This window comes from Modestobacter sp. SYSU DS0511, assembly GCF_054050755.1.
On record NZ_JBJGZY010000024.1, the window covers coordinates 22449 to 35459 of the forward strand.

At 74.1% G+C, this 13011-nt stretch carries 12 protein-coding genes and 2 tRNA genes; 9 read left to right on the forward strand and 5 right to left on the reverse strand.

What is annotated here, in order from left to right; all coding sequences use genetic code 11:
• The first annotated feature begins 86 nt into the window (after positions 1-86).
• On the forward strand, positions 87-767 hold the full coding sequence (orn, locus tag ACI783_RS13100) for an oligoribonuclease (RefSeq protein WP_457140842.1): 681 nt from the start codon (positions 87-89) through the stop codon (positions 765-767).
• 49 nt (positions 768-816) lie between these two features.
• Positions 817-892, forward strand: a tRNA-His gene (locus tag ACI783_RS13105).
• Positions 893-957: 65 nt separating this feature from the next.
• Here ACI783_RS13105 and ACI783_RS13110 read toward each other — a convergent pair.
• The gene (locus ACI783_RS13110) at positions 958-1113 is read right to left on the reverse strand and encodes a hypothetical protein (protein ID WP_457140843.1); all 156 of its coding nucleotides are present in this window, start codon (positions 1111-1113) and stop codon (positions 958-960) included.
• Positions 1114-1337: 224 nt separating this feature from the next.
• Between ACI783_RS13110 and ACI783_RS13115 the strand changes: the two genes are divergently transcribed.
• The gene (locus ACI783_RS13115) at positions 1338-2480 is read left to right on the forward strand and encodes an AI-2E family transporter (protein ID WP_457140844.1); all 1143 of its coding nucleotides are present in this window, start codon (positions 1338-1340) and stop codon (positions 2478-2480) included.
• A gap of 38 nt (positions 2481-2518) precedes the next feature.
• Positions 2519-3061: a DUF1353 domain-containing protein gene (locus ACI783_RS13120; protein WP_457140845.1), complete on the forward strand. Its 543-nt coding sequence runs from the start codon at positions 2519-2521 to the stop codon at positions 3059-3061.
• 25 nt (positions 3062-3086) lie between these two features.
• Here ACI783_RS13120 and ACI783_RS13125 read toward each other — a convergent pair whose 3' ends face one another.
• Positions 3087-4247: a L,D-transpeptidase gene (locus tag ACI783_RS13125; RefSeq protein WP_457140846.1), complete on the reverse strand. Its 1161-nt coding sequence runs from the start codon at positions 4245-4247 to the stop codon at positions 3087-3089.
• A 215-nt stretch (positions 4248-4462) separates the two neighbouring features.
• Here ACI783_RS13125 and ACI783_RS13130 point away from each other — a divergent pair.
• Both ACI783_RS13130 and ACI783_RS13135 read left to right on the forward strand, forming a co-directional pair.
• A tRNA-Lys gene (locus tag ACI783_RS13130) sits at positions 4463-4535 on the forward strand.
• A gap of 95 nt (positions 4536-4630) precedes the next feature.
• A complete protein-coding gene (locus tag ACI783_RS13135) occupies positions 4631-4999 on the forward strand; it encodes a hypothetical protein (RefSeq protein WP_457140847.1) in 369 nt (122 codons plus the stop codon).
• Here ACI783_RS13135 and ACI783_RS13140 read toward each other — a convergent pair.
• Positions 4988-6175 carry an MFS transporter gene (locus ACI783_RS13140; protein WP_457140848.1) on the reverse strand — a complete coding sequence of 396 codons (1188 nt, stop codon included), beginning with the start codon at positions 6173-6175 and terminating at the stop codon, positions 4988-4990. The genes ACI783_RS13135 and ACI783_RS13140 overlap by 12 nt on opposite strands.
• Before the next feature lie 50 nt (positions 6176-6225).
• Here ACI783_RS13140 and ACI783_RS13145 point away from each other — a divergent pair, with 50 nt between their 5' ends.
• Positions 6226-6771, forward strand: a complete 546-nt coding sequence (locus ACI783_RS13145) for a gluconokinase (protein ID WP_457140849.1) — start codon at positions 6226-6228, stop codon at positions 6769-6771.
• Between the two features lie 200 nt (positions 6772-6971).
• On the opposite strand, the gene pruA is transcribed toward ACI783_RS13145, so the two are convergent.
• Positions 6972-8597, reverse strand: a complete 1626-nt coding sequence (gene pruA / locus ACI783_RS13150) for an L-glutamate gamma-semialdehyde dehydrogenase (protein ID WP_457140850.1) — start codon at positions 8595-8597, stop codon at positions 6972-6974.
• 57 nt (positions 8598-8654) lie between these two features.
• Positions 8655-9587 carry a proline dehydrogenase family protein gene (locus tag ACI783_RS13155; RefSeq protein WP_457140851.1) on the reverse strand — a complete coding sequence of 311 codons (933 nt, stop codon included), beginning with the start codon at positions 9585-9587 and terminating at the stop codon, positions 8655-8657.
• 320 nt (positions 9588-9907) lie between these two features.
• Between ACI783_RS13155 and ACI783_RS13160 the strand changes: the two genes are divergently transcribed.
• Together ACI783_RS13160 and ACI783_RS13165 are read left to right on the forward strand one after the other, a co-directional pair.
• Positions 9908-10627 carry a biliverdin-producing heme oxygenase gene (locus ACI783_RS13160; RefSeq protein WP_457140852.1) on the forward strand — a complete coding sequence of 240 codons (720 nt, stop codon included), beginning with the start codon at positions 9908-9910 and terminating at the stop codon, positions 10625-10627.
• The gene (locus tag ACI783_RS13165) at positions 10624-13005 is read left to right on the forward strand and encodes a SpoIIE family protein phosphatase (RefSeq protein ID WP_457140853.1); all 2382 of its coding nucleotides are present in this window, start codon (positions 10624-10626) and stop codon (positions 13003-13005) included. Before ACI783_RS13160 ends, ACI783_RS13165 begins: the two co-directional genes overlap by 4 nt.
• Positions 13006-13011 lie beyond the last annotated feature (6 nt).

The window sequence follows — 13011 nt, forward strand, 5'->3', positions numbered from 1 at the left end:
TCAGCCCGCCACCGGTCACCCCGGGACCGGTGGGGCCACTGGTGCCGGTGGGCCGCTCCGCCGTCGCCTGCGTAGGGTGCCGGGTCGTGGCCGAGAGCGCACCGCAGAACCTGGTCTGGATCGACTGCGAGATGACCGGACTGGACCTGACCCGGGACAAGTTGATCGAGGTCGCCGTCGTCGTGACCGACTCGCAGCTGAACGTGCTCGACCCCGGCCTGGACGTGATCATCCACGCCGACGACGACGCGCTGGACGGCATGCTCGAGGTCGTCACCGAGATGCACGCGAAGTCGGGGCTGACCGAGGCGGTGCGCGCCTCGACGGTGACCCTGGCCGAGGCCGAGGAGCAGGTGCTGGCCTACGTGAAGCGGTTCGTCCCCGAGCGCCGCACCGCGCCGCTGTGCGGCAACTCGATCGGCACCGACCGCGGCTTCCTGGCCCGGGACATGCCGACCCTGGACGACCACCTGCACTACCGGATGATCGACGTCTCCTCGATCAAGGAGCTGGCCCGCCGCTGGTACCCCCGGGTGTACTTCGCCCAGCCGCAGAAGGGGCTGGCCCACCGGGCCCTCGCCGACATCATCGAGTCGATCCGCGAGCTCGCCTTCTACCGCCGGACGCTGTTCGTGGCCGGCCCGGGCCCCACCAGCGACCAGGCGCAGGCGGCATCCGCCCAGGTCGTCGAGGCGTTCGCGGGTGTCCTGGCGGCCGGTGCGGCCGACGGCGCAGCCCTGGGCGACCAGCCCCCCGCAGCGGGCTGAACGACTCCGGTATCGTTGCCCCGGCCCGCCCCGCTCGGGGCGGGCGATGGTGGGTGTAGCTCAGCTGGTAGAGCGCCAGGTTGTGATCCTGGATGTCGCGGGTTCAAGTCCCGTCACTCACCCCACGTGCAGAAGGCCCTGGTCAGTGTCTGACCAGGGCCTTCTGTGCGTCGGCGCCCCGACGCCGGGGTCAGACCTTCGTGTTGCGCTTCACCCAGCCGAAGACCGCGGTGGCGACGAAGAGCACGGCGCCGATGACGACGAGCCAGAACAGCCCCTCGATCACCGAGCCGATGACGATGAGCGCCAGCCAGATGACCAGCAGCAGCGCGATGAACCCGAGCACGGGCCCTCCTCTCGTAGTGTCCTGTCCCGCCGGTGTCCGACAACGGCCCGGAGCACTCCCGGACCGCTGTGATCGTCACGAGAGCGTCATGGCCCGTCCCGGTGGGCGGGCCGGCCATGACGCGGACCGCTGCGCACCGGGTCCGACCTGGCGAAAGGGGGCAGGGCATGAGGGAACAGCCGCCGGTCCCTGCTGACCCCGCGACCGCACGCCCGGACGGTCGGGTGACCGCACTGCACCGCGAGGCGACGATCGCCGGGCGCCTCCTGGTCATCGGGCTGGCCGCCGTGGGCGCCATCTGGCTGGTGCTGCAGGTCCAGTTCGTCGCGGCCGCGGCGATGCTGGGCCTCGCGCAGGTGGCGATGCTGTGGCCGATCACCCGCTGGCTGCGGCAGCACGGCGTGCCGGCCGTGCTGGCCGCCGTCCTCTGTGTCGTGGCCTACCTGGCGTTCTTCGTGAGCGTCCTGTTCTTCCTCGTGCTCCAGTTGATCGGCGCCTGGCCGGGCCTGGTCGCAGCGGGCACCGACGCCGTCAACGCGATCTCCGGCTGGGCGCAGGACCGCACGGACGACCTCGACAACGCCGGGCTCGACCAGGTCCTCGACCAGCTGGAGTCGTCCGTGGGCACCGCGATGAGCGGGCTCGGCGGTGCGGCGGCCCAGGGCCTCAACGCAGCGGGCAACGTCGCGACCGTCCTGGCGATCGCCCTGTTCTTCACCCTCTTCGCCCTCACCAGCGGCGACCGGTTGTGGCGGCAGTTCGTCCGGGCGCTCCCACCGGGGCGCCGTGCGCCCACCGACGCGGCCTTCCGCGCCGGCATGCGCACGGCCGGTGCGTGGTTCTACGCGGCCACCGCCACCGGCCTCATCGACGGGGTCCTCATCGGCTTCGGGCTGTGGGTGCTCGGCGTCCCGCTGGCCCTGCCGATCGGCGCGCTCACGTTCCTGCTGGGCTACGTGCCGCTGGTGGGCGCCACCATCGCGGGTGCGGTGGCGGTCGCCGTCGCCGGGGTCACCGGCGGGCTGAGCCAGGCGCTGTGGGCGCTGCTGATCGTGGTCGTGGTGCAGCAGATCGAGGGCAACGTGCTGGCCCCGCTGCTGCTCTCCCGGGCGATCAGCTTCCACCCGCTCGTCGTGCTGCTCCTCACGACCGGGGCCGCCTCGGCGTTCGGCCTGCTGGGGCTGTTCGTCGCGGTGCCGGTCACCGGAGTGCTCGCCGCCGCAGTGATGGGGTGGCGCCGGGAGGTGCGCACCCCGGCGGATGCAGGGTCGGCCGGCGAGGACGACCCGGACGGCGATGACGGGCACGACGACGATCCGCACGACGGCGGCCCAGTGGGCGCGCACACCGCGACCTCCGCGTCCTGACCTCTGCCGGGCGCCCCTCGGTGGGAGAGGCTCCCGGGGTGCCGTTCGACCCACCGCCACTGACCGTCCGCCGCGCCGACGACCTGTGCTGGGAGGTGGTCGATCCGCTGGTCTACCGCGGGCGCCGGGACGTCTTCGTCGTGCCGGCCGGGTTCCGCACCGACTTCGCCTCGGTGCCCCGGGTGGTCGTGTGGCTGTTCCCGCAGTTCGGTCGGTACACCCTGGCCGCGGTGCTGCACGACTGGCTGGTGACCGAGGGGGTGCGCAGCGCCGCGGTCAGCGCGCGGGACGCCGACGGCCTCTTCCGGCGGGTGCTGCGCGAGCTGGGGGTGCCGCCCGTGCGCCGCTGGTTGATGTGGACCGGCGTGCGCTGGGGCGCGCTGGTGCCCCCGGGGCGCCGCGAGGGCTGGGTCCGCGACGCGCCCCGGGTGCTGGCGGTGTCGCTGCTCGCTGCGCCGCTGGTGGTGCCGCCGGCAGCGGTCGTCGCCGTCGCGCTGGGGGTCTACACCGCGGTCGAGGCCGCGGTCTGCGCCGTCCTGCCCGGGAGCCGCCGACGCGCCGACCGCGGCATGCGGCTGTAGCCCACGGCCTCCCGGGCGAGGGCGGTCAGGACAGCGCGGAGCCCGCCTGCCACTCGCTCCACGGGATCGCCCAGTCGTAGATGTCGCCGTCGACCGCCGAGAGCATCGGGCCGATGGAGTTGACCACCTCGACGACGTCACCGGGCTGGGAGAAGTCGTAGAACCACCTGGCCCGGTCGGTGGAGAGGTTGATGCAGCCGTGCGAGACGTTCGCCGAGCCCTGCTCGGCCACCGACCAGGGCGCCGCGTGCACGAACTCACCGTTGTTGGAGATGCGCGTCGCGTACTCGACGTCGGTGCGGTAGCCACCCGGGGCGTCGACGGCCAGGCCGAAGGTCGAGGAGTCCATGGTGATGTCGGCGAACTTCTCCAGCACCACGTGCGCGCCGTTGCGGGTCGGGTTCTCGCTGCTGCCGGCGCTCATCGGCCAGCTCTGCACCTGCTGGTCGCCGTCGTGCACGGTGAGCGTGTGCGTGCCGGCGTCGGCGACGGAGACGTGCCTGGCCCCGATGGAGAAGGAGATCGTCCGGTCCTTCTCGCCCCAGACGCCGTCGCCGAAGTCGACGCCGTAGAGGTCGGCGTGCAGGGCCACATCGGTGTGCGCCGGCCAGTACGTCGACGGACGGAAGTGCACCTCGTCGTCGCGCACCCAGTTCCACACGCCGTCGGTCGGGGTGGAGCTCTCGACGAGCAGGTGGCTCTCCACGGCCGCCTTGTCGGTCACCGGGTCGTCGAAGAAGACCCGGATCGGCATGCCGACGCCGACGGTGGTGCCGTCCAGCGGGCCGATGCCCGGGGTGGACAGCGTCGCCGGGGTGACGGTGGTGAAGGTGCTGGTGGCCGTGGTCTCCGCGTCGTCGGCGTTGGTGGCCGTGGCGGTCACCGTGTAGCTCGTGCCGTAGGCGAGCGGCTCGTCCGGCGTCCATGCCTGCGCAGCCGGGTCGCCGGCCACGGCGCCGACCGTGCCGGCCACCGTGGTGCCGTCGGCGGCGGTCACCTCGACGTCGGCCAACTCACCCGCGGCGACGGTCAGCTGCACCGGCGTCGTGGGCGGGAGGTCGGTGGCGCCGTCGGCGACGCCCAGGGAGACCTCGGCCGGCGGGGCCGACGTCGGTGCCGCCGCGGCGGACCGGTCGGACGACCCCTGACAGCCGACCAGCAGCGCGAGCACTGCGGCGATGAGCACTGCGGCGATCCGTCTCGCCCGGCGCGACCCCACGACGACCTGCCCTCTCCCGGTGCACCCACCCGAGCACCTCTCGGTTGCGTCGTGCACCTCGACCCAGTGTCCACGCCGCCACTGACAGCGGACTGTGAGCAGCGGCATGCCGGCCCGGCTGCTCGTCGGCGGCGGACCGCGTGTAGAGTTCTGCATCGTTGCCCGGCCACGCCGCGCGACACGCGCCATTAGCTCAATTGGCAGAGCAGCTGACTCTTAATCAGCGGGTTCGGGGTTCGAGTCCCTGATGGCGCACCCGCCACGAAGCGGCCTCGTCCTCCGGGACGGGGCCGCTTCGTCGTTCCCGGGCCGGGCGGCGTCCCCGCCGGCGGGCGGGCACAGTGGAGGGCGTGACCGCACCGTCGAACTCCCCCGCCGACCTCGGCGCCGCCCGCGCCCGCGAGTACCTGCAGCTGGTCGAGGCCGGCCGCACCGACGACGCCGAGCAGCTGCTCACCGGCCTCTCCGACACCCGCGAGCTCGTGTACGTCGGCGCCGGCTTCACCGTCCTGGCCCGCCAGGCCGGCCGCACCCTGCCCACCGCGATGCGCGCCCAGGCCAGCACCCGGCAGGTGCTGCTCGGCCAGCTGCGCGACCGCAACCGCGGCGACGCCGAGGGGCTGCGGGAGTGGCTGCGCCGCGCCGCCGAGGAGGTGCGCACGGTCGACCGGCTGGCCGAGGCCACCCGGCAGCTGGGTTCCGCCGGATCAGCCAGGTGAGGCGCCCACGGGCGTCCGGCCGAGCGCGGTGGCCAGCGGCAGCGCGGCGGTGAGCAGCGCCGCGATCAGCACGTACGTCCACGGCAGGCCCACCCCGGCGGCGACCGCGCCGACCAGCAGCGCGCCGGTCGCCGTCCCGCTGTCGTAGCAGGCGTTCCACACCGCGCTCACGGTGGCGGCCGGACCGCCGCCGGCGCGCGCCAGCCCGACCACCAGGGTGAGGTTCTGCACCGCGCCGTAGGTGACGCCGAGCAGCAGCGCACCGCCCAGCACGAGGGCCGCGCCGGCCGCGCCGGCGGTGACCAGCCCCCAGGCGATGAGCAGCAACCCGGCCACGCCCGCCGCCAGCGTGCCGGGCAGCAGCGCCCGGGCACCGAGCCGGTCGACCAGCACCCCCACCCGCCACCGGGCGAGCCCGCTGGTCAGGCCGTAGCAGAGCAGCGCCACCGGGGCGAGAGCCCCGTCGGGCCGCTCGATCGGCAGGAACGTGAAGAACCCCGCCGCGGCGAACGTGACCACCAGCAACACCAGCGACGGGGCGATGGCCGCGCGCACCGCCCGGCGCGCCGCGCCCGGCCGGGTGCTCGGCTGCTCGACCGCGGCCATCGCCCGGCCCAGCGCCGGCGCGAACACGCAGGCGAGGGCCGGCGCGGCGGAGAGAGCGGCCACCCAGCCGAAGTGCCCGGCCAGGGTGAGCGCCGTGCCCCCGGGCACCGCGCCGAGCATCGGCACGGCGATCGCCAGCCCGTACAGGCCGATCGACTCGCCGCGGCGCTCCGGCGGCACCACCTGCGCGGCGATCGTCGAGCCGAGCACGGTGATCACCGCGAAGCCCAGGCCGCGGACGGCGGAGACGGCGGCGAACCAGCCCAGGTCCTCCGACAGCAGGTACAGCGGCGAGGGCAGCCCCAGGGCGAGCAGCCCGGCGACGAGCACCGGGGTGACCCCCAGCCGGTTCACCAGCGCCGGCACCGCCAGCTGGCCCAGCACGGTCACGCCGAGGAACACGGTAGTGACCGAACCGGCCGCGGTGAGCCCGTGTCCGACCGCCGCGGCGTGCGCCGGCAGCGCCGAGAGCAGCAGCGAGTAGCTGAGGAAGCCCAGCAGGTTGAGGGAGAACAGGGACCGGACGGCCGGGATCTGCCACAGCGAGCTCCGCGGCTGTGTTCCGGTCACCCGCCGTCCTCCCGTCGCCGGTTCCCGACATCTGCCCCTACGGTCGGGGCATGGAATCCACGCCCAGCATCCCGGCGTCCACCAGCATCGTCGTCATGGGGGTCTCCGGGTCCGGCAAGTCGACGGTCGCCACCGAGCTCGCCCGGCGGCTGCAGTGGGAGTTCATCGAGGGCGACGACCTGCACCCGCCGGAGAACGTCGAGAAGATGCGCAGCGGCACCCCGCTGGACGACGAGGACCGCTGGCCGTGGCTGCGCCGCATCGCCGAGCTGATCAGCGAGCACGAGGCGGCCGGGACGTCGTTCATCCTCACCTGCTCGGCGCTCAAGCGCAGCTACCGCGACGTGCTCTGCGACGGCAACCCGTCGGTGTGGTTCGCGCACGCGAACACCTCCGAGGAGGTGCTCACCGAGCGGCTGGCCAAGCGGCAGGGGCACTACATGCCGCCGAGCCTGCTGCGCAGCCAGCTTGACACCTTGGAACCGCTGGGCGACGACGAGCCGGGCGCCGTCGTCCCCGGCGAGGGCTCGGTCGAGGAGACGGTCAGCGACTTCCTGGCCGAGCTCTGCGACGCGCGCAAGATCCAGCTGCCGTAGCGCTGGTCGGCCTACCGGCCTCCCACCGCGGCCAGGGGCCGTCCGCGGTTCAGCACGGGTCGGCAACGGCTCCGGCCCGCCGCGTGAGCGGCTCAGTGCGTCCGCCGCGGGGCCGGAGGCTCCCGACGGACCCGCTGGCAGCGGCTCAGCACGAGCCGGGCACGGCTCCTGGTGGCGGTGGAGGCCGGTGGGCCGACCAGTCAGAGCATGTGCGGGTAGCGGTGGTCGGTGGCCGGGACGAAGGTCTCCTTGATCGACCGGGTCGACGTCCAGCGCAGCAGGTTCTGCGCGGCGCCGGCCTTGTCGTTCGTGCCCGAGCCGCGGCCACCGCCGAAGGGCTGCTGGCCGACGACGGCGCCGGTGGGCTTGTCGTTGACGTAGAAGTTGCCCGCGGCGTGCCGCAGGAACCGCTGCGCGTGCGCGATCGCCGTCCGGTCCTGGGCGATCACCGAGCCGGTGAGCGCGTAGGGCGCCGCAGACTCCATCTGGGTGAGCACGGTGTCGTAGTCGGCGTCGTCGTAGACGTGCACCGCCAGCACCGGGCCGAAGTACTCGGTGGTGAAGACGTCGTGGCCGGGGTCGGTGCCCTCGATGACGGTGGGCCGCACGAAGTAGCCCTCGCTGTCGTCCGCCGTCCCGCCGGCGACCACGGTGAGCGCGTCGTCGTCCTTCGCCGACTCGAGCACGCCCGCCAGCCTGGTGAACGACTTCCGGTCGATGACCGCGCCCATGAAGTTCGCGAAGTCGGTGACGTCGCCCATCGGGATCTCCTCGACGGTGCCGATCAGGTCGTCGCGGATCCGGCCCCAGAGGCTGCGCGGCACGTAGGCCCGCGACGCCGCCGAGCACTTCTGCCCCTGGTACTCGAAGGCGCCGCGGATCATGGCGGTGCGCAGCACGTCGGGATCGGCGGAGGGGTGGGCGACGATGAAGTCCTTGCCGCCGGTCTCACCGACGATCCGCGGGTAGCCGCGGTAGGTGTCCAGGTTCTCGGCCACCCGCCGCCAGAGGTGCTTGAACACGGCGGTGGACCCGGTGAAGTGGATGCCGGCCAGGTCCGGGTCGACGACGAGGACGTCGGAGACCTGGTGCCCGTCGCCGGGGAGCATGTTGATCACGCCCGGCGGGAGACCGGCGGCCTCGAGCAGCCGCATGGTCAGGTGCGCCGCCACCTGCTGGGTGGGCGAGGGCTTCCAGACCACCGTGTTGCCCATCAGCGCCGGGGCGGTGGGGAGGTTGCCGGCGATGGCGGTGAAGTTGAACGGCGTGATCGCGTAGACGACCCCCTCGAGGGGGCGGTGGTCGGTGCGGTTCCACACCCCGGCCGACGAGACCGGCTGCTCGGCCAGCACCTGGCGGGCGAAGTGCACGTTCCAGCGCCAGAAGTCGATCAGTTCGCAGGCGCTGTCGATCTCGGCCTGATGGGCGGTCTTGCTCTGGCCGAGCATCGTGGCCGCGTTGAGGGTCTGCCGCCACGGGCCGGCCAGCAGGTCAGCGGCCTTGAGGAACACCGCGGCCCGGTCGTCGAACGACAGCTCCGACCAGCCCGGCGCTGCCTCCTTTGCGCACCGCACCGCCTCCACGGCGTCCGCGGCGGTGGCGTGCGCCGAGGTGCCGAGCACCTGGGCGTGCCGGTGCGGGGCGACGACGTCGAAGGCGGCGCCGCTGCCCATCCGCTGGACGCCGCCGATGGTGGCGGTCAGCTCGAACGGCGAGGCGGCCAGCTCCGTCAGCCGCTGCTGGAGCTCCGCCCGTTCCGGTGAGCCGGGGGCGTGGTCGCGCACCGGCTCGTTGCGCGGCGCGGGGACCTGGGTGACGGCGTCCATTCGGTGCTCCTCGGGGATCGACGTCGCCAAAATGGCCATTTTGGCGAGAGGCGGGGTCTAGGAACGGCTGGCGAGGGAGCGGAGGAAGAACCGCAGGTTGGCCGGGCGCTCGGCCAGGCGGCGCACGAAGTAGCCGTACCAGTCGGCGCCGTAGGGCACGTAGGCCCGCACGGTGTGCCCGGCGGCGGCCAGCCGGGTCTGCTCGTCGGGGCGGATGCCGTAGAGCAGTTGGAGTTCGTAGCTGTCGCTGCCCCGCCCGGTCCCGGCGACCAGCTCCAGGAACCGGGCGATCAGCGCCGGGTCGTGGGTGCCGGCCATCGGGTGGCCGTCGCCGCGGACCAGGATCTCCAGGCAGCGGGCGTAGGCGGCGTCGACGGCGACCTTCTCCTGATGGGCCACGGCCGCCGGCTCGCGGTAGGCACCCTTGACCAGCCGCACCCGGGAGCCGCGGGTGGCCAGCGCGCGGGCGTCGTCCTCGGTGCGGTGCAGCATCGCCTGCAGCACCGCACCGGTGCCCGGGTGGTCGCGGCGCAGCTCGGCCAGCACGCCGAGGGTGGAGTCGACGGTGCGGGACTCCTCCATGTCGAGGGTGACCGTCGTGCCCAGCGCCGAGGCCGACTCGACCACCGGGCGCACCAGCGCCAGCGCGACGTCGTCGCCGCCGACCGGCAGCGCCTGACCGAAGGCCGACAGCTTCACCGACACCTCCGCCCGCCGGCCCAGGCCGAGGGGCGCAAGCCCGTCGAGGGCGTCGAGGTAGGCGTCCCGGGTGCGCTGCGCCTCGCGGCGGTCGGTGACGTCCTCGCCGAGGTGGTCCAGGGTCACCGCCAGGCCCGAGGCGGTCAGCGCCCGGACGACGTCGAGCACCTCGGGCAGGGTCTCCCCCGCCACGAACCGGTCGACGACGCGCCGGGTGACCGGCGTCCCGGTGACCACCCGCCGCAGACCGGGGCGCCGGGCGGCGGCCAGCAGGGCCTTCGAGGCGAGCACGGCGACCTCCGGGAACGCGGGGGTGTGACCTACGACGCTAGGCAGGGCGGCTCGCCCGCACCAGCGCCAGACGCAGGGAATCCGGCGCCCCGCTTCGCACGACCGGCTGAACGGCGGGAAGAGCCCGGTGCGCGACGACCTGCAGGACCTGGTGGACGGACGCTGTGGCACCGGCTGGGCCGGATCGAGCAGCTCACACGGCCGGACCTCGGCGACGGCGCCGACCGGCTGCTGCTGTACCTCGGCGTGCGCACCGCCCAGTTGATCGATGCAACGACGCCACCGTCCGATCGTCACCCCGGTGCCCTAGGCTGGACGAGTTGAGCACAGCAGGAGAAGCGCTGCCCGGGACCCGGGCCGGCGCGGTGGACGACGCGGACCCGGTGCTCGACGACCGTGACGTGCTCCGCCGGCTCCGCAGCGAGACCGCAGCCGAGCACCGGGCCGTCGAGGACAGCCTCGACCTGCTCGACCCCCAGCTGACCCGCGAGCGCCTGGTGGCCGCCCTCACCCGGATGCACGGCTTCTGGCGCGCCGCCGAGGCCGGCCTGGACGCCTGGGCCGGAGCCGAACCGGCCGATGCCGCCCGGGTGGGGTGGTCGCGACGGCGGCGGTCGCACCTGTTCGCCGCCGACCTGGCCGCGCTGGGTGCGCCTCGGGTGGAGCCCCCCGCCCAGCCGGAGCTGCCCGCGGTCGCCGGCACCGACGCGGCGCTGGGCCGGCTGTACGTGCTGGAGGGCTCCTCGCTCGGCGGGGTGTTCATCGACCGGCACCTGGCCACGCTGCCGCACGTGGCGGCGCCCGGCGTGCTGCGGGCGTTCTCCCCCTACGGCACCGAGACGGGCGCGATGTGGCACGCCTTCCGGACGGTCACCCGTGAGCGGATCGCCGGCGGGGGCGATGCCGGCCGCCTGGTGGCCGCGGCGCGGGAGACGTTCGGCGCACTGGCCGCCTGGTGCGGCGCGGTCCCCGCCGAGCAGGGAGACTCAGGGGCAGCGCTGCCGCGGGGGCACGTCCGAGGGAGCGAGGTCACCGCATGACCGACCGGGTGCAGGCCGGCCCCTGGCTGGCGCCGGGCGAACCGGTCGACCTGAGCAACTGCGAGCGCGAGCCGATCCACGTACCGGGCAGCGTCCAGCCGCGCGGCGTCCTGCTGGCGGTCAGCGAGCCGGACATGGTGGTGCGGCAGGTGTCGCGCAACCTCGCCGACGTCGTCGGCATGCCCTGGGACGACGCGCTGGGGCGACCGCTGACCGAGGTGCTCGGGGTGCCCGCCGCCGAGGCGGTGGCCCGGTCGGCGAGCGCCTTCGGCGACCTGCGGGAGCGCAACCCGGTGGAGCTGGTCCTCGACTGCGAGGGCACTCCGTGCCCGGTCGACGCGATCCTGCACCGGGCGGTCCACGGCTCGGAGAACATCGTCCTGCCGCCGCTGGTCGACGGCCCGCCGGTGAGCGGGCTGGCCGCGGGGACGGTCGCGGCCAGCACCCTGGTCGTGGAGCTGGAGCCGGCCTCCGGCCCGCGGCCCTTCTCCTTCCCGAACACCTACCAGGCGGTGCGCGGCACCATCGTCGAGCTGAACCGGGCGACCTCGCTGCAGGAGCTCTACGACATCACCGCCGAGGCGGTGCGCACCCTCACCGGCTTCGACCGGGTGATGGTCTACCGCTACGACGCCGACTACAACGGCGAGGTCGTCGCCGAGGCGAAGGTGGCGGGGCTGAACTCCTTCCTCGGCCTGCACTACCCGGCCTCGGACATCCCGGCCCAGGCGCGGGCCCTGTACGAGAAGAACTGGATCCGGCTGATCGGCGACGTCGACTACACGCCGTCGCCGTTGGAACCGGTCGACCTGCCGGCCACCGGCCAGCCGCTGGACCTGACCTTCTCCACGCTGCGCAGCGTCTCCCCGATCCACTGCGAGTACCTGCGCAACATGGGCGTCCGCGCCTCGATGTCCATCTCGCTGCTGCGCGACGACAAGCTGTGGGGGCTCATCGCCTGCCACCACTACGCCGGCCCGCACTCCCCGCCCTACGCCACCCGCGCCGCGGCGGAGTTCCTCGGCTCCGCCCTGTCGCTGCGGCTGGTCGACCGCGCCCAGGACGAGGAGCACCGGCGCGCGCTGCAGGTCCGCTCGACGATGGCCTGGCTCACCGCTGCCGCGCTGGACGAGGACCGCCCGCTGGCCCAGAGCCTGCTGGGCCAGCCCGGGCTGCTCGACGTCCTGCCCGCCGACTCGGTGGTGCTGAACCTGCAGGGCGCCACCGCGTCCGCCGGCGCGCCGCTGCCGGCGGCGGTCGTCGGCGCGCTGGCCGCCTGGGCCGCCGAGCAGGGCAGCGACGTGGTGAGCACCGACCAGCTGCCGCTGGTGGCGCCGCACCTCCCGGTACCGGCGGACCTGGCCTGCGGCGTGCTGGCCCTGCCGCTGCCGGAGGGCCAGTACGTGATCTGGACCCGCGCGGAGCAGGTGCACTCGGTCGACTGGGGCGGCGACCCGCACAACAAGGCGATCGCCGAGCGCCAGGGCGACACGGTCCGGCTCTCCCCGCGGAGGTCCTTCGACCGCTGGCGGGAGGTGGTCCGCAACCGCTCCGAGCCCTGGTCCCCCGCCCAGCTGGGCGAGGTCGGCGACCTGCGCACCAACCTGCTGGAGGCCCTGTACGCCCGCAGCCGCCGGGTCGCCCGGGTCGCCCTCACCCTGCAGCGCAGCCTGCTGTCCGAACCGCCGGACCCCGACCACCTCGACTTCGCCGTCCGCTACGAGCCGGCCGCCCGCGAGTCGCAGGTCGGCGGCGACTGGTACGACGTCTTCCAGCAGCCCGACGGCTCAACCGTGCTGGTGATCGGCGACGTGGTCGGCCACGACACCGAGGCCGCTGCCTCCATGGGTCAGCTGCGCGGGCTGCTGCGCGGGATCGCCTTCGACAGCGAGGGGGGTCCGGCCGCGGTGCTGTCCCGGCTGGACCGGGCGATCGAGGGGCTGCAGCTGAGGACGATGGCCTCGGTGCTGGTGGCCCGGCTGGAGCAGACCCCGCAGGAGCGGGCCGACGGCCTCACCCGGCTGCGCTGGTCCAACGCCGGGCACCTGCCCCCGCTGGTGCAGCACCCCGACGGCTCGGTGCAGGTGCTCGACGGGCCACGCGCGGAGCTGCTGCTGGGGGTCTCCACCGACGCCCCCCGCCGCGAGCACGTCACCACCGTGGCGCGCGGCTCGACCGTCCTGCTCTACACGGACGGACTGGTCGAGCGCCGCGACCAGGTGTTCGACGAGGGCGTCGAGCGGCTGCGCACCGAGCTCACCACCCTCGGGGGCCGGCCGGTCGACGAGATCGCCGACACGCTGATCGCCCGGCTGCTGCCGTCCGACGGCGCCGAGGACGACGTCGCGCTGATCGCCGTCCGGCTCAACGCGCAGTGAGCGGGG

Bases quoted from the DNA above. Each gene is read 5' to 3' on its own strand.
- ACI783_RS13145 (WP_457140849.1), top strand. From the start codon at position 6,226: ATGGAATCCACGCCCAGCATCCCGGCGTCCACCAGCATCGTCGTCATG.
- pruA (WP_457140850.1), bottom strand. From the start codon at position 8,597: ATGGACGCCGTCACCCAGGTCCCCGCGCCGCGCAACGAGCCGGTGCGC.
- ACI783_RS13165 (WP_457140853.1), top strand. From the start codon at position 10,624: ATGACCGACCGGGTGCAGGCCGGCCCCTGGCTGGCGCCGGGCGAACCG.